We start from the raw sequence: 16,508 nt of genomic DNA on the forward strand, positions 1-16,508 counted from the left end.
GCGAGGGACTCAGTGTGATTCGCGGGGCACCGGATGTCCGCTGGAGCCGACCAGGAAGTCCAGGTCCAGGCCCTGGTCCGCCTGAAGCACATGGTCGGTGTAGAGCCTGCTCCAGCCCCGGTCGGCGACCGGTGGCGGGGGCTCCCACGCGGCCCTTCGGCGCGTCAGCTCCTCCTCGCCCACCTCCAGGGCCAGCGTGCGCGCCGGGACGTCCAGGGTGATCCAGTCGCCGTCGCGCACCAGCGCCAGCGGGCCGCCGACGGCGGACTCGGGGGCCACATGGAGGACCACGGTGCCGAAGCCGGTGCCGGACATCCGGCCGTCACATATGCGCACCATGTCCTCGACGCCCTTGCGCAGCAACTTGGGCGGCAGCACCACATTGGAGACCTCGGGCATGCCCGGGTAGCCACGAGGGCCGCTGCCCCGTATCACCAGCACGGTGTTCTCGTCCACCGGCAGGTCCTCGTCGGCGTGTACGGCGATGTAGTCCTCCGGTGTGTCGAACACCAGGGCCCGGCCGCGGTGCCGGAGCAGATGGCGCGAGGCGGCGGACTGTTTGATCACCGCGCCGTTCGGCGCGAGATTGCCGCGCAGCACGGCGGTGCCGGTGCCCGCTTCCTGGAACGGCTCGTCCAGCGTCCGGATCACCTCACGGTTCCAGCACTCGGCGTCGGCGACGTTCTCCGCCACCGTGTGCCCGCTCACCGTGGCCGCGTCCGTGTGCAGCAGCGCCCCCAGCTCGCGCATCACCACCGGCAGCCCACCGGCGTAGCAGAAGTCCTCCATCAGGAACCGTCCGGAGGGCTGGAGATCGACCAGTGTGGGCACCTCCCGGGCCAGCGCGTCGAAGTCGTCGAGGCTCAGCGGCACCCCCAGCCGCCCCGCGATGGCCAGCAGATGGATCACCGCGTTGGTCGAACCGCCGATGGCCGCGTTGACCCGGATCGCGTTCTCGAACGCCTCCCGGGTCATGATCTGCGACGGCCGCAGATCCTCCTCCACCATGGCCACGATCCGCTGCCCGGCGCGCTGCGCCGTCTCGTACCGCCGCGAGTCCACCGCCGGCCAGCTCGCCGAATACGGCAGCTGCATACCGAGCGCCTCGGCCATCGACGCCATGGTGGACGCGGTGCCCATGGTCATGCAGTGCCCGTTGGACCGGGCCATACAGCCCTCGGCGAAGAAGCACTCCTCCTGCGTCATCCGCCCGGCCGCCAGCTCGGCCTCGAACCGCCACACCTGAGTGCCGGAGCCCACGTCCGCGCCCCGGTACTTGCCGTTGAGCATCGGGCCGCCGGTGACCATGACGGCCGGCAGATCGACGCTCGAGGCGGCCATCAGCAGACCGGGGGTGGTCTTGTCACAGCCGGACAGCAGCACCACACCGTCCAGCGGATTGGCCCGCATCAGCTCCTCGGCCTCCATGGCCAGCAGATTGCGGTACAGCATCGCGGTGGGCCGCATCAGCGTCTCGCCCAGCGCCATCGCGGGGAACTCCAGCGGAAAGCCACCGGCCTGCCAGACCCCGCGCTTGACCGACTCCGCCACCCGTTGCAGATGACTGTTGCAGGGCGCCAGCTCCGACCAGGTCGTGGCGATGCCGATCACCGGACGGCCGTCGAACACCTCCCCGGAATAGCCCTGGTTGCGCATCCAGGACCGGTAGACCATGCCGGAGCGGCCCTCCGCGCCGAACCAGGCCGAGCTGCGCCGACGGCCGTGTGTTCCCGTGTCAGTCACTTCTGCACTCCCTCTGGCGAACGGTGATGGCGTCTACGAGGTGTCCGGCGGTGCGAGGAGCCTTCTGCGCGACGAGCCGTGTCGGTAAGCGCCTCCTCAGCGAAGGGTGATGACGTTTCCGGTGATGAGCGCGGCATCGTCCGAGGCGAGGAAGACGATGGTCTTCGCCACCTCGGCTGGATCGGCGACATGGAAATGGGTGGGGCTCGAGGCGACGAACCGCCGGACCTCGTCCGTGACCCACCCGGTGTCGGTCACGGGCGGCCGCACCACATTGGCCGTGATACCGAGGCCGGCGAGCTCTGCGGCGGCCGAGAGGGTGTAGTCGGTCTGCGCGGCCTTCGCCGCACCGTAGGACACCTCTCCGGGGAAACCGAGTTCTCCTCCCGATGTCAGGCCCACGATCCGCCCCCAGCCGGCGCCGCGTGCCCGGTGGCGGCGGGCCAGTTCGCCGATCAGCAGCGCCGGCGCCATCGCGTCCACCGAGAACTGCCGGGACCAGGTCTCCGCGGTGACGGGGCGCAGCGGCCGGTCGAAGCGGTCGGCCGGATCGGGGGTGAAGGTGTCCTGGATCCACCCCGAGGCGTTGTTGACCAGGATGTCGACCGGGCCCAGGCGGTCCTCGGCGAGGTCGAAGAGGCGCCCGGGAACCGCGGGGTCGGCGAGGTCCGCCTCGAATGCCTCGGCCCGCCCTCCGGCCCGGCGGATCTCCGCCGCCACCTCTTCGCCGTCGACGGACCGCGCGGCGTGGTAGGGGTCCGCGGTGTGGGAGGGATCCGGGGTGTCCCCTTCGCCGGAGCCTTCGCGGGAACCGGATGGGCGCAGATAGGCGCAGAGCACGGCGACCCCGCGGGCCGCCAGCGCTCGTGCCGTCGCGGCGCCGATCCCCTGATTCGCCCCCGTCACCAGGGCGACATGGCTGGTTGACGATGTATCGCGCACCCCCGCAGTACAGCAAAGACCGGCGCCCCGCGGAAGCGCGTGTCATCTCATCGGCCCGGCGCGCCCGTTCAGCCCCAGGGGCGGCGAGCCGTTCGGCCGGGCGTGGGCGGGTGCGGTAATCATCCGGTACGCGCGGAGTGGTCCGGCGTCCGGCCTACGTGAGGAGTGTCCGCATGAGTGGTGAACTGTCCGGTGCCACTGCCCTGGTCACGGGTGCCACGGCGGGGATCGGCCGCGCCGTGGCGCTGCGCCTGGCGGCGCGGGGAGCCGAGGTCGTCGTCCACGGCCGGGACGCGCGACGGGGTGCGAGCGTGGCCGAGGAGGTGTCGGCGGCGGGGGTCAGGGCCAGGTTCGTGGCCGCGGATCTGGCCGAGGCCGACGATGTGCGGCGGCTGGCCGCCGAGGCGGGGGAGGTGGACATCCTGGTCAACAACGCCGGTGTCTACCGGTTCGCGGACACCGCCGGGACCTCGCCGGAGATGTTCGACGTCCATATGGCCATCAACGCGCGCGCACCGCTTCTGCTGGTCGGGCGGCTCGCACCGGGCATGGCCGCCCGTGGCCACGGGGTCATCGTCAACCTCAGCACCATCGCCGCGGGTGCCCCCGCCCGCAACGCAGGGGCCTACGGCGCCTCGAAGGCCGCGCTGGAGCTGCTGACCCGGGTGTGGGCCGATGAGTTCGGCGGCCGGGGAGTCCGGGTCAACGCCGTCCGCTCGGGCCCGGTCCGTACCCCGGGCACCGCCGAGATGGGGGAGGAGGCGCTCCGGACCGTGGCGCGGGCCACGGTCTTCGACCGGCCCGCGGAGCCCGATGAGATCGCCGAGGCCGTTGTCTTCCTCGTCTCCCCGCGGGCGAGTTACATCACCGGTGCGGTCCTGGAGGCCCGGGGCGGCGAGCCCGCCTTCGGCTGACACACGCCCGGCCGGGCGCGCGGGCGGCGGATGCGACGGCCACCGCGAGCCCGGCCGGGTGCCCTGGCCGCCGCCGGTGGGTGTGTACGACCGTCAGCGCGGGGTGCCGGCCCATGCGATGGGCTGCTCCGTCCAGACGCACTTGCCCTCGTCGGTGTAGCGGGTCCCCCAGCGCTGTGAGAGCGCGGAGACCAGCTGGAGCCCCCGGCCTCCCTCGTCCAGCTCGGTGGCCCGGCGGATCCGTGGAGCGGCGGCGCCGGCGTCCGAGACCTCGCAGATCAGCGATCTGCCGCGGATCAGCCGGAGCCGGGTCGGCCCCCTGGCGTGCCGGACGACATTGGCGACGAGCTCGCTGGCCAGCAGTTCCGTGGTCGCGACCAGCTCGTCGAGCCCCCATGCCCGGAGCTGTTCACGGACCCGGGTACGGGCGAGTCCGGCGGCCACCGGGCCCTCCGGCAGCGGCCACCCGGCGATGTTCCCGGACTCCAGCCCGTGGAGCCGGGCGATCAGCAGGGCGGTGTCGTCGGCGGTCAGCCGCTGGGCGGGCAGCATGGCCCCGACCAGGAGGTCACAGAGCCGGTCGAGCCGGTCGTGGTCCACCGCCTGCCGGCCGCCCGTTCCCCGGACGCCGATGCGCGAACGCCGCGGAGGGCAGGTGAGAAGCCGGCCGTAGTCGCTGGTGAGCACCTGGGTGCACTCGGCGATGCCGGTGTCGATGTCGCGCGCCGCGGACTCCACCAGACCGTCGGTGTACAGCACCAGCAGACTGCCGTCGGGCAGCCGGAGATCCACGGTGGAGAACGGGGGCTCGGCGGCGCCCAGCGGCGGATCGGGCGTCGGGTCCAGGCACTCCACGCCACCTTCGGGGTCCACGATCAGCGGCGGCGGATGACCGGCGCGGGCGAGCGAGCAGAGCCCCGTGACGGGGTCGTACTGCGCGTACAGACAGGTGGCGAAGGAGTCGTCGCCCAGATCGCAGACGACCTCGTTCAGATGGGCCAGAACCTCCTCGGGGGGCAGTTCGAGGTTGGCGAGCGTGTGCACGGCGGTGCGCAGCCGCCCCATGGTGGCGGCCTCGGCCAGACCGTGGCCCATCACATCGCCGATGACGAGGGCCACCCGCTCCGCGGACAGGGGAATGACGTCGTACCAGTCGCCGCCGATGTCCGTACCGCTGCTGGCGGGCAGATAGCGCACCGCGGGGGTGAGGGCGGCCAGGGAGGGCAGCGCCCGGGGCAGCAGACCGCGCTGGAGCGCCTGGGCGCGGGCGTGCTCGGTGTCGTAGAGACGGGCCCGGGCCAGCGCCTGGGCGACCATTCCGCTGAGGGCGGTGAGCAGGGTGCGCTCATCGGCGGACAGGTCGTGGGGCTCGTCGAAGGAGACGGTGCAGGTGCCGATGGCGTTGCCCGAGGCGATCAGGGGGAGCACGGCCCAGGCGTTCTTCCGGGCGATGGCGGGATTGCCGGCCAGATCGGGGAACAGCTGCTGGTACTCCTCGGTCGAGGAGATGAAGCACGGACGGCGCGAGCCGAGCACTTCGTTGAGCAGACGGTAGCCCCCGAACGCCGGGACCCCGTCGACCATGCTGATGAAGGCGCGGGAATAGCCGACCGAGCCCACCACGTTCAGCCGGCCGCCCTCCAGCCACAGGATCAGCAGACCCGAGGCGCCGAACGGCGGCAGCACATGCGCGGCGACGACCCGGACGACGTCCTTGGTGGTCACCGCGTCGGCGAGAGCGTTGCTCAACTCGCTTATCCTGGCGGCCTGTTCGGCGCCGATACGCTCGGCCGCCGCGCGCCGCGCGGCCTGGGTGCGCCGTTCGGTGACATCGGTGAGATAGGCGGTCAGCCCATCGGGCACCGAGACCAGCCGGATGTGATACCAGCGGTCATCGGTGGGCCACCGGATGTCGAACCCGGTCGGCCTGCCGTCGGTGGCGGCGCGCCGGCAGCGGTCCTCCAGCTCGGGGACCGTGCCCGCGGGGCCCTCCCAGAGCGGTCGGCCGAGCACCTCTCCGGCCGCGCCGATCAGCCGCTCGGCCTCGACATTGAGGAAGGTGATCCGCCAGTCCCGGTTCACCGCGAAGAACGCGTCGCTCATGTACCGCAGCGCCTGCCCCACCGATTCCCGGGCCATCCGGCTCTCGGTGGTGTCCCAGATCTTCCCGATCATGCGGACGGGCTCGCCGCCCTCGTCGAGTTCGAGATGGGCGCGGCTCTGCACCCAGCCGGTGGTGCCGTCGGGGCGGCGGACCCGGTACTCGGCCTCGTAGCAGCTCCGCTCGCGGAGCGACTTCTCGGTGGCGGCCATCACCCGCGGCATGTCCTCGGGGTGGATCAGGTTGATCCAGCTCTCGATCCGCCGCTCATAGCTGCCGGGAATGCCCAGAAGCGCCAGGCCCGCCCGGTCCCAGCGCATCTCACCACTGCGGATGCCCCACTCCCAGGAGCCGGCCTTGACCGCCTCCAGGGACTGCTGGACCACCGAGCCGCCCGGCCGCTGCTGCCACCACGGGTGTTCGTCGCAGCCGCCGATCGCCGTCGAGCGCGAGAGGCGGCGCTCCGCCCAGCGTCCCACCGCCTCGAGGAAGCCGGTCTGCTCCGGAGTCGGCTCCCGTGGGCCGGTGAGGACGGACAGCGCGCCCACCGGACCGCCCGGCCCGGACAGCGGAACGGCCGCCACCGTGGTCCCCGGCGGCAGCGTCCCCGAGGAGGTACGGCCGGTCTCCCCGGGGCCGGGGGACGCGTCGGGGGCGGCCGGAAGCCATACGAAGCGGGCGTCGCGCACGGCTCGGGCGGGGGCGTTCGGGGCCTCGTCCTCGCGGATCTCCTCCCACCCTTTGAGGGCGGGCAGCGGCAGCCCGCTGGCGAGGACCAGGCGCAGCGTACGGCTGCCGGCCGGGCCGCAGGACCAGTGCACCAGCCCCGCGAGCCCACCGAGTTCGGAGACCGCCTGGTCCAGGGCGTGCCGCATCACCTCACGGTCGGTGAGCGCGGTGCCGACCGCCGAGAGCAGGGAGAGCCGTTCATCACCCCATGAGTGGGAACGCTCCGCCATGTCTGTGCCGAGCCGCTCCACCATCCCGGAACCTCACCTCATGGAATAGGGCATTCTCGAACAAACGTAGCACTGGCATATGCCCAACATCACTCGCTGGACGTCCGCCGTCAAGTTCCCTATTTTCCCTACTGGAAAAATAGGGAATGATGGGATCCGGCGGATGGAGGGGAGCGGGCGTGACGGTGGTGAATGCGGCGGCCGAAGCACCCGGCCGAGCGTGGTGGCTTCAGATCGCCGCCGAGGCGGCGGATGACCTCGCCACGGACGCGGTCACCCGCGACCAGGCGGGCAAGACGCCGTACGGCGAGATCGCCCGGCTCCGCGAGGCGGGCCTCCTGACCCTGCTGATCCCCGTCGAGCACGGGGGCGGGGGAGCGGGCTGGTCCACGGCCTGCGCCGTGGTGCGGAAGATCGCCGCGGCCGATGGCGCGATCGGCGAGGTGCTCGGCTGTCACTATCTGCTGTCCTTCAGCGCCCGCTTCTTCGGCGGTGCCGAGCTCGCCGCCCGGCTGGAGAAGGAGTCGGCGGCGGGTCAGTGGTGCTGGGGCGGCGGTCTGGCCGCCCGCGAGCCACGGCTGACGTTCACCCCCGGCAGGGACGGCCCGGTGGTGAACGGGCGCCAGGGGTACGCCACCGGTGTCCTGGTCGCCGACCGGCTGGCCGTCCGGGCCACCCACGCCGACACCGGCGAACCGCTGGCCGTACTCATCGACACCGCCCATCCCGGTGTGGTGTGCGGCGGCGACGACGGGGACACCTTCGGGCAGCGGCTGGCGGCCGGCGGAAGTGTGGAGTTCGACGGGGTGCCGGTCGAGGACGGCGCGGTGCTCGGCCCGCTCTCCTGGGACGAGGACACCCTCTCGCCCTTCAGCGGTCTGTCCGCGCCGACCGGACGTCTGGTCTCGGCGCAGATATGTCTCGGGATCGCGCAGGGAGTGCTCGCCGAGGCCCGCGAGTACACCAGGGCGGTGCACGCCCCCTGGCCGCACACCTCCCCGCGCGATCCGTACGCGCTGACCACCTACGGAGAGCTCACCGTCGCCACTTTCTCCGCCGCCGCCCTCGCCGATCAGGCGCTGGAGGCCCTGGACGGCGGGCTGGCGCGGGGTGAGGCCCTGACCTACGACGAATGCGCCGAGATCACCGTGCTCGCCGCCGCGGCCGAGGCCGCCGCCGCCCGCGCGGCCCACGACGCCACCGCGCGCGCCCTGGACGTCGTCGGCGCGCGCTCCGCCTCCTCCGCCTACGGCTTCGACCGCTTCTGGCGCAACGCGCGCACCCATACGCTCTACGACCCCGTCGCCCACCGGCTCCACGAGGTCGGGGACTACTTCCTCAACGGCGAGCACCCCCCGTTCACCCTGCCCTTCTGAGGGCCCGGCGGGCCGGTGGCGGATAATCGGCGCATGCGGATCTCGGCGAAGGCGGACTATGCGGTGCGGGCGGCGTTGGAACTGGCCGCGGCGGGGGAGGACACCTCGGTCAAGGCCGAGGTGATCGCCGGCGCGCAGGGCATACCGCACAAGTTCCTCGAAGGGATCCTGGGCGATCTGCGCCGGGGCGGACTGGTGGCCAGCCAGCGCGGCGGCAAGGGCGGTTACCGGCTGGCCCGCCCGGCGGACACGATCAGCATCGCCGAGGTGATCCGGGTGGTCGACGGCCCCCTGGTGTCGGTGCGCGGAGTGCGCCCGCCCGAGCTGTCGTACCGCGGACCGGCGGAGTCGCTGCTGCCGCTGTGGATCGCGGTACGGGCCAATGTGCGCAAGATCCTCGGCGAGGTGACCCTCGCGGAGGTGGCCGCGGCCAAGCTGCCCGGCGACGTCCTCGGCCTCGCCGAGGACCCGGAGGCGTGGACCAACCCCTAGGGGCCGGTGTCCAGACCGTCGACCATGCGGTCGAGCAACCGGGCGAACGTGGCGTCGGGGGTGAGCGGGCGCACGGGGGCGGCGAGCGCCTCGGCGAGCTCCGGATGGTGTCCGTCGGCGGCCACCGCGGCGAGGTAGCGGGCCTCGGCGGCGGCCCGCTCGGGCGAGCCGGCGAGCGCGGCCTGGGCGATCTCGTCGGCGACGAGCCTGGCGACGAAACCGGTGATCAGGCTGAACACCTCCAGCTTCGCGGCGCCGTCCAGCGCGGTGGGCCGCAGGGCGGCCAGCGCGTGCTCCACGAAGGCCAGGGTGTTGGGCCCCAGGGACCAGCGGCGGTTGAACAGCGCGGTGGGCAGCCAGGGGTGGCGGAGCATCAGGGCGCGCTGGGCATGGGCGATGGCCTTCAGATCGGCGCGCCAGTCGCCGGTCGGCGGGGCCGGCGGTGACAGTTCGCCGCTGACGTGGTCGACCATCAGGTGCAGCAGCGTCTCCTTGTCGGGAGCGTAGCTGTACAGCGACATCACACCGGCTCCGACCTGCGAGGCCACCCGTCTCATGGTGACCGCGTCGATTCCCTCGGCGTCCGCGAGGGCGACGGCCGCGGCGGTGATCGCCGCGCGGCTGAAGGCGGGTTTGCGCCCCTTGCGGGGGCGAGGGGAACTCAGCCACAGCTGCTGGGGGTCGACGCCCCCGGCGCCCGGCCCATCACCGCTGACCACGACCTGATCGCTCCTTCCCCGCCATGGCTACTTGCGGAAACCATCCAAGCATCCACTATTCTCGTACGCGGTACGAGATTAGGGGGGGTACACGATGACGTCACCCACGCGCGATGGGGTGTCCGGGGCCACCTGGGTGCCGCCCTCCGGCAAACCGCCGTTGTCGGCGCGGCTGCTGAGGGCGCTCTGGCGTGGCCTTCCGGCCAGGCGATACGAGGCCGGATGGGAGCCGGACCTCGACGTGCCGGCCGCCGACGGCAGCCCCCTCCGCACGGACCACTACTTCCCCCGCGCGGAGGGCGACTTCCCCACCCTGCTGGTGCGCTCGCCCTACGGCAGGGGAGTGCCCTGGTCGCCCATGTACGGTGTGCTCTTCGCCGAGCAGGGCTTCCATGTCGTCCTCCAGAGCTGCCGAGGCACCGGCGGCTCGGGCGGCGAGTTCCACCTGTGGCGCAATGAGGCGGCCGACGGCCGGGCCACCGTGGACTGGCTGCGGGACCAGCCCTGGTTCAACGGCGCGCTGGGCACCCTCGGCCCCAGCTATCTCGGCTATGTGCAGTGGGCGCTCGCCCTGGACCCGCCGCCGGAGCTGCGGGCGATGGTGGTGCAGGTCGGGCTGCACGACCCGCACGCCCTGTTCCACCGCGGTGGCGCGCTCCAACTGGAGAACGCCCTGCTCGTCGGCTCCGGTATGACCTCCCAGCACCGGGGGCTCGGCACCTTCGTACGGGCCACGTTGCGCCTGCGGCGCCATCTGAAGCGAATGACGCGGGCGCTGCCGCTGCGCGGATCGTATGTGCGCGGCCTCGGGGGCGATGTGCCCTGGCTGGACGGAGCGATGTCCCATCCGGACGCCGGCGACCCGTTCTGGAAGGGCGCGTCCACGGGTGGCGCCGCCGACGGGCTGCGCACTCCCACCTGTCTGATCAGCGGCTGGCAGGACGCCCTGGTGGACCAGACCGTCGAGCAGTACGCCAGGCTGCGCCGGTCCGGCTGTGACACCTCCCTGCTCATCGGCCCGTGGACGCACACCTCCGCGCTCCAGGAGGGCTGGCCGGAGGTGTTCGCCGAAAGCCTCGCCTGGCTGCGCGCGCATCTGTGCGACGACCCCTCGGGGCTGCGCCCGGCCCGGGTGCGGGCGCACATCGGCGGTCAGGGGGAGTGGCGGGACCTCGACGACTGGCCGCCGCCCACGGCCACCGGCCAGTGGCACCTCGCGCCGGACGGGAGGCTCGCCCGGCGGCCACCCGAGGTGTCCGGCTCCCCGGCATCCTCCCGTGACGCCCTCGCCTCCTTCCGCTACGACCCGGCCGACCCCACCCCGTCCATCGGCGGGCCGCTGGTCTCCGGCACCGCCGGGAGGCGTGACAACGGCGAACTCGAGGCGCGCCCCGATGTGCTGACGTTCACCAGCGAGCCGCTGGACGAGCCGGTGGACGTCCTCGGCCCGGTCGCCGCGCGGCTGCGGATCTCCACGGACACCGGATACGCCGATGTCTTCGCCCGCCTGTGTGATGTCGACGAAGAGGGCCGTTCGATCAATGTGTGCGACGGGCTGATGAGATTGCCGACCGGGCCGGAGCATCCCCTGGAGGTCACCGTGCCGATGAGCTCCACCGCCCACCGCTTCGCCCCCGGCCACCGGGTCCGCCTCCAGATCAGCGGGGGCGCCCACCCCCGTTTCGCACGCAACACCGGAAGCGGCGAGCCCACGCTCGACGCGACCACCCTCACGCCCGTGCGCATCACCGTGCACGGGACCTCGGCGCTGGAGCTCCCCCGGGTCCGCGCCGAGCGGTGAACCGGCGACCGGCGCGTGCAGGGGGCGCGCCGGCAGCCGGCGCACCGGCCCGCCCGGCACCGGGCGGACACCCGGCCGCGACAGGAGCCCCGCGCCGCCGCGGGCTTCCTACCGTGGCGGCGCCGGTTCGTCCACCACATAGCCGAGGGCCTTGTCGACCACATTGCGCAACGGACGGCCCTCACCGCGGCGGATCAGATTGTCGAGGAACAGCTCGCCGAGGTCTCCGCGCCAGTCCGTCACCTCGCCCGCGGTGTGCGGGGAGACGATGACGCCCGGCATCTCCCACAGGGGCGACTCCACGGGCAGCGGCTCATGGGCGAAGACATCCAGCGCCGCCCCGGCCAGCCTGCCCTGGGCCAGGGCGTCCACGAGGGCCTGCTCATCGACCAGCGGGCCACGCCCGACGTTGACCAGCCGCGCGCCCCGTTTCATCGCCGCCAGTACGGGCGCGTCGACCATGCCACGGGTGGCGGGGGTGAGCGGGGCGGCGAGAACCACATAGTCCGCCTCGCCCAGCGCCGCGCGCAGGGTCGCCGGGCCGTGCACCACGCCGAAGTCCGGGTCGGCGGCCCGTGGTGGGCGGCCGGCGCCGCCGACCCGCATGCCGACCGCGCGCAGCAGACGGGCGACGGCACGCCCGATGGAGCCGGTGCCCCAGACCAGGACCGTGCGGTCGCCGATGCGTTCGCTGTCCGAGGGGCGCCACTCGCGGCGGCGCTGATGCTCCCAGGTGCCGGGGAAGTCCTTGGCGAGGGAGAGGATCAGCCCCAGGACGTACTCGGCGATGGGCCGGTCGTAGACGCCCCGCGAGTTGGTGAGCACCACCTCGGGGTTGCCGGTCAGCGCGGGGAACAGAAACGGGTCCACCCCCGCCGCCGCCACATGCACCCAGCGCGGGGCCTTCGCCGGGTCGTCCGGCCAGGCGGAGGCCACCGCGGAGGACAGCGGCCACCACGCGAGCAGTGTGTCCGCGCCGGGGAGGAAGAGCGGCAGCTCCTCCTCGGTGGCGTACACCGTCTCGGCGAGGGACTCGATCCGCGCCCGGTCGGGCGGCAGATGGTCCCGGTACAGGACGACGAGCCGGTCAGCCACGTCCGGCTCCCACGGCGGCGGCCGCGGCGGTGGCATCGGTCATGGCGGGCCTCCCACGGGCGTGCCGGGTACGTGCGGACGCCTCAAGCGTGGCCGCCGCCACGCCGATGGGCAACGGACAGAGTGTCCACCCGATGACGAGGGACGGAACACGGTGGACGTTGACGGTGGCCGACGGCTGAACCAGGGTGATGGCCAGCCGGAACGCGCCACCGGTCGCTCCGGAGCCCATCCCCGTCCCCGGGGCACACCCCGCCCCGCCGCGTACCCGCCGTACGCGTCCGTCCCGCCGCGTACCCCGCCGTGCGTGCCCACCGAATGCTTGACACACGATGCCCGCCACCGCCCCGGCATGGCATCGGCCCGCGCCGCAGCGCCCCTCCTCGTCCCCAGGAGATGCAAGCATGTCCCTTCCCAGAACCTCCCGAGAGCCCCTCCGGAACTCCGCCGAGACCCTGGACAACGCCCCCGTCACCGCCTTCCACCGCAGGATGGTCGCCGTCGCCATGGGCGGTCCGTTCTGCGACGGCTATCTGCTCGGCATCATGGGCGTCGCGCTCAGCCTGATCACCCCGGCCCTGGACCTGGACACGCTGTGGACCGGGCTCGTCGCGGCGTCCGTCCTCATCGGTGTCTTCCTCGGCGGCGCGGTGTTCGGCCCGATCACCGACCGGGTGGGCCGCCATCTGATGTATGTGCTCAACCTGGTCGCGTTCGTGATCGGCTCCGCGCTTCAGTTCTTCGTCACCGAGGCGTGGCAACTGGTGGTGCTGCGGCTGTTCATCGGTGTCGCGATCGGCGCCGACTACCCGATCGCCTCGGCCCTCACCACCGAGCTGGTGCCGCGCCGGATGCGCGGCCCCGCCCTGTCCGGGCTGGTCCTGGCCTGGTGGGTCGGCTACGGGGTCAGCTACTGGGCCGGCTGGCTGCTGCTGGGCACCGGTGACGACTCCTGGCGCTGGATGCTCGCCTCCGGCGCGGTCCCCGCCGTGCTCTTCCTCCTTCTGCGGGCGGGTGTTCCGGAATCGCCGCGCTGGCTGGCGTCACGGGGACGGGTGGACGAGGCCAGACAGGTCGTACGCCGTCACCTCGGCCAGGAGGTCAGCGCCGGGGAACTGCTCGCCGAGGTCCGCCAGGACCGGCGCGGCGGCTCGGGTCTGGGCAATCTCGCCGAGATGTTCCGCCGCGGCTATGGGATGCCCGCGCTGTTCTGCTCGCTGTTCTGGATCTGTCAGGTGGCACCGGCCTTCGCGGTGCGCTCCTTCCAGCCGCAGATGCTGGAGTCCTTCGGGGTGACCGGCACCTTCGGCGCCAGCGCGCTGATCACCACCATCGCGGTCGCCGGAACCGGCATCGGGCTGGCCGTGGTCAACCGCATCGGCAGGCGTCCGCTGCTCATCGGCAGCTTCCTGTGCGTCAATGTCTCCCTGATCGCGCTCACCGTGCTGCCACTGCACTACGCTGCCCTGGTGGTGGCCCTCTTCGCCGCCTTCCAGTTCTTCGAGGCCGCGGGCAGCGGACTTCAGTTCGTCTACCCCAGCGAGTTGTTCCCCACCGATCTGCGGGCCACCGGTGTCGGCGTCGCCACCGCCATGAGCCGGGTGGGCTCCGCCTCCAGCACCTTCCTGCTCCCGATGGCCACCGCCGACCTCGGGGTCCTCGGCACCCTCGCCATCGGGGTGGTGATCACCCTCATCGGCCTGGTGGTCTCCGTCCTCCTCGCCCCCGAGACCAAGGACCTCGGCCTGGCCGAAGCCAGCAGCCGCCGCCCCTGACAACCTGACGCCCCGTCACAATGCTTCACGGCGCCGCCACCGGAAAGGACTCGCCCATGCGCAAGCTGGTCTCCTTCGACTGCTACCGCACCCTCATCAACTTCGACACCCGTACCGCCACCCATGAGATCGTCGAGGACCGGCTCGCCGAGATCGGCGTGGACCCCGATCGGTTCCACCACGACGCGTATGTGATGCGCTTCCAGGGCGTCCTGGACGAGTATCTGCCCTACCGGGAGATCCTCCGCCGCACCCTGCGCAATGTCATGACACTGCACGGCCTGGAGTACCGGGACGAGGACGGCGAGGCGCTGATCGAGGCCGTCAGCGCGGCTACGCCGACCAGCTGGCCGACATCGGCGCCGCGGGGCTCGTGGTGGAGCTCGGCCGCCGCTACCAGCAGGTGCCACCGGAGCTGGTGGCCGCCTGCCGCGCACGGGACCTCCCGCTGATCGTGCTGTCCCGGGGCATCCGCTTCATCGAGGTGACCCAGACCGTGCACGCACTGATCCTCGACGCGCAGGGCGAGCTGCTGCGCCGCTCCCAGCAGGTGCATGAGATCTTCACCGCGCTGACGCTGCGCAACGCGGACCCGGACGAGCTGGTGCGCACCGCCGCCGATCTGATGGGCCGCCCGGTGGTCCTGGAGAACCTGCTGCACCACGCGGTGGTCTCCCGTACGGCGGGCGGCACGGCCGGCCAGGTCCTGGAGGCGTGGGCGCGCCGCTCCCGCGCCACGCCGACCCCCGACACCACGGCGGTCAGCGGGCCGGAGGACTGGCTGGTGGCGCCCGTCGAGCACAACGGGCGGCGCTGGGGGCGGCTGGTGGCGGTGCCGGACGCGGCCGCCACCGCGGCCGACCCGGAACACACCATGATCCTGGAACGCGCCGCCACCGCCCTCACCCTGGCCCGGCTGACCGGCCACGCCCAGTGGGACCGCCAGGCCCACACCTGCGCGCTGCGGGAACTGCTGCGCTGGAGCTACCGCGGACGCACCGAGGCCCGCATCCGCGTCGAGGCCCTCGGCATACCCGTCGTCGGCCACCGCCTCATCGCCCTCGCCATCGGCCACCACGGTGCCACGGCCGACGAGACGGGCCTGGACGACCGGCTCGCCGACACCCTGCGCGACTCCGGCATCCGGGCCCTGGTGGGGCGGCTCTCCCCGGACCGCACCGGGGTGCTGCTCGCACTGGCCCGGGCCAGCGCCTGGCAGCCGGTGGTGGAGCGGGTCAGCCGGCTCACCGAGGAAACTCTGGGCACGGCGGCGGTGGTGGCGGTCGGCCCGGGGGTGACGGAGATCGACCAGGTGGCACGGGCGTTCCGGGAGGCCGAGGAGGTCGTGGACGCCATCGGCCCGGGCACCCCGCACCGGCCGTTCCACGTACCCTCCGACATCGGCCTTCCCGAGCTGCTGTACGCGCTCCGCGACGACATCCGTGTGCAGAAGTACGTCGAGCACCATCTGGGCAGGCTGATCGAGTACGACGAGCGGCACGCCGGCGATCTGCTGACCACGCTGCGCCACTACCTCGCAGCGGACAACAAGTCCATCGCCGCCAAACAGATCGGCCTGTCCCGCCAGGCGTTCTACCAGCGGCTGCACACCATCGAACGGCTCCTCGGCCGCGATCTGGAGTCCGGTGCGCAGCGCACCCAGCTCCATGTCGCCGTCACCGCCCTGGACACGCTGACGGCGGCCGGCGCGGAAGGATGGGGCGCATGACATCCGAGAGCGGCTATCTGCTGGACAACCGGCAACGCGAGGCCGGGCGGCGCTTCGACGCGCTGGCCGAGCTCTTCGACCCCTGGACCCTGGACCACCTCGACCGGCTCGGCCCGGCCACCGGATGGCGCTGCTGGGAGGTGGGAGCGGGCGGGCCCTCGATACCCACCGCCCTCGCCGAGCGGACCGGGCCCACCGGACAGGTGCTGGTGACCGACATCGACACCTCCTGGCTGACGCGGTTGTCCGGCCCGGCCGCGGGCCCGATCGAGGTGCGGCGCCATGACGTGGCCCGCGATGAGCCACCCGGCGGTGGCTTCGACCTGGTCCACGCCCGGCTGGTGCTGGTGCATTTGCCCGACCGGGGCGAGGCGCTGCGGCGGATGGCCGAGGCGGTGCGGCCGGGCGGATGGCTGGTGGTGGAGGACGCCGACCCGGCACTCCAGCCCCTGGCCTGCCCCGATGAGCGCGGTCCGGCCGAGGAGCTGGCCAACCGGATCCGCCGCGGTTTCCGCGCGCTGCTCGCCGAGCGCGGTGTGGACCTCGCCTTCGGCCGCACCCTGCCCGCCCTGCTGCGCGGCGCCGGACTCCACGACGTCCGCGCCGAGGGCTGCTTCCCGCTGACCTCCCCGGCCTGCCGGGAGCTGGAGGCGGCCACCGTACGTCAGCTGCGCGGGCGACTGGTGGCGGGCGGAGCGGCCACCGAGGAGGAGGTCGAGCGCCATCTGGACCATCTGCGCGGTGAGGGCATGGACGTCACCACAGCGCCGCTCATCACCTGCTGGGGACGGCGGCCCCGCTGAGCGGTGAGGGCCACGGATCCCGTGGCCGACGATGACACTCGGCCGGAAGCCGGGGCCGA

The 16,508-nt window shown here is 72.8% G+C and carries 13 protein-coding genes; 8 read left to right on the top strand and 5 right to left on the bottom strand.

The features are described 5' to 3' along the window. Positions 1-9 precede the first annotated feature (9 nt). Entirely contained in the window at positions 10-1,743 is a 1,734-nt protein-coding gene (locus NQU54_RS29900) for an IlvD/Edd family dehydratase (protein WP_257633766.1), read from the bottom strand. Between the two features lie 96 nt (positions 1,744-1,839). Continuing rightward, positions 1,840-2,685, bottom strand: a complete 846-nt coding sequence (locus NQU54_RS29905) for an SDR family NAD(P)-dependent oxidoreductase (RefSeq protein WP_257633767.1) — start codon at positions 2,683-2,685, stop codon at positions 1,840-1,842. Between the two features lie 173 nt (positions 2,686-2,858). Here NQU54_RS29905 and NQU54_RS29910 point away from each other — a divergent pair, with 173 nt between their 5' ends. Next, the gene (locus NQU54_RS29910; protein WP_257633768.1) at positions 2,859-3,599 is read left to right on the top strand and encodes an SDR family NAD(P)-dependent oxidoreductase; all 741 of its coding nucleotides are present in this window, start codon (positions 2,859-2,861) and stop codon (positions 3,597-3,599) included. 93 nt (positions 3,600-3,692) lie between these two features. On the opposite strand, the gene NQU54_RS29915 is transcribed toward NQU54_RS29910, so the two are convergent. Beyond that, entirely contained in the window at positions 3,693-6,683 is a 2,991-nt protein-coding gene (locus NQU54_RS29915) for a SpoIIE family protein phosphatase (RefSeq protein WP_257633769.1), read from the bottom strand. 125 nt (positions 6,684-6,808) lie between these two features. Here NQU54_RS29915 and NQU54_RS29920 point away from each other — a divergent pair, with 125 nt between their 5' ends. After that, positions 6,809-8,035 carry an acyl-CoA dehydrogenase family protein gene (locus tag NQU54_RS29920; protein WP_306279188.1) on the top strand — a complete coding sequence of 409 codons (1,227 nt, stop codon included), beginning with the start codon at positions 6,809-6,811 and terminating at the stop codon, positions 8,033-8,035. 33 nt (positions 8,036-8,068) lie between these two features. Next, complete coding sequence (locus NQU54_RS29925; protein ID WP_167500028.1) at positions 8,069-8,527, top strand: RrF2 family transcriptional regulator; 459 nt, start codon at positions 8,069-8,071, stop codon at positions 8,525-8,527. Here NQU54_RS29925 and NQU54_RS29930 read toward each other — a convergent pair. Continuing rightward, entirely contained in the window at positions 8,524-9,246 is a 723-nt protein-coding gene (locus NQU54_RS29930; protein WP_257633771.1) for a TetR/AcrR family transcriptional regulator C-terminal domain-containing protein, read from the bottom strand. The two genes, NQU54_RS29925 and NQU54_RS29930, sit on opposite strands and share 4 nt — an antisense overlap. A gap of 94 nt (positions 9,247-9,340) precedes the next feature. On the opposite strand from NQU54_RS29930, the gene NQU54_RS29935 reads away from it, so the two are divergent. Further along, positions 9,341-11,047, top strand: a complete 1,707-nt coding sequence (locus NQU54_RS29935) for a CocE/NonD family hydrolase (protein WP_257633772.1) — start codon at positions 9,341-9,343, stop codon at positions 11,045-11,047. 108 nt (positions 11,048-11,155) lie between these two features. On the opposite strand, the gene NQU54_RS29940 is transcribed toward NQU54_RS29935, so the two are convergent. After that, entirely contained in the window at positions 11,156-12,142 is a 987-nt protein-coding gene (locus NQU54_RS29940; protein WP_257633773.1) for a D-2-hydroxyacid dehydrogenase, read from the bottom strand. 404 nt (positions 12,143-12,546) lie between these two features. Between NQU54_RS29940 and NQU54_RS29945 the strand changes: the two genes are divergently transcribed. From NQU54_RS29945 to NQU54_RS29960, 4 genes are read left to right on the top strand one after another with little or no spacing between them, the layout of a single operon-like run. Further along, the gene (locus NQU54_RS29945; RefSeq protein WP_257633774.1) at positions 12,547-13,917 is read left to right on the top strand and encodes an MFS transporter; all 1,371 of its coding nucleotides are present in this window, start codon (positions 12,547-12,549) and stop codon (positions 13,915-13,917) included. A 56-nt stretch (positions 13,918-13,973) separates the two neighbouring features. Continuing rightward, positions 13,974-14,369 (top strand): HAD family hydrolase, encoded by a 396-nt coding sequence (locus tag NQU54_RS29950; protein ID WP_257633775.1) that lies wholly within the window; start codon positions 13,974-13,976, stop codon positions 14,367-14,369. Continuing rightward, positions 14,291-15,646 (top strand): helix-turn-helix domain-containing protein, encoded by a 1,356-nt coding sequence (locus NQU54_RS29955; protein WP_257633776.1) that lies wholly within the window; start codon positions 14,291-14,293, stop codon positions 15,644-15,646. The genes NQU54_RS29950 and NQU54_RS29955 overlap by 79 nt, the downstream gene beginning before the upstream one ends. Further along, the gene (locus NQU54_RS29960) at positions 15,643-16,449 is read left to right on the top strand and encodes a class I SAM-dependent methyltransferase (protein ID WP_372506080.1); all 807 of its coding nucleotides are present in this window, start codon (positions 15,643-15,645) and stop codon (positions 16,447-16,449) included. The genes NQU54_RS29955 and NQU54_RS29960 overlap by 4 nt, the downstream gene beginning before the upstream one ends. The last annotated feature ends 59 nt before the right edge of the window (positions 16,450-16,508 follow it).

The sequence above is a fragment of the Streptomyces malaysiensis subsp. samsunensis genome (assembly GCF_024519315.1).
Classification (GTDB): Bacteria; Actinomycetota; Actinomycetes; order Streptomycetales; family Streptomycetaceae; genus Streptomyces; species Streptomyces malaysiensis.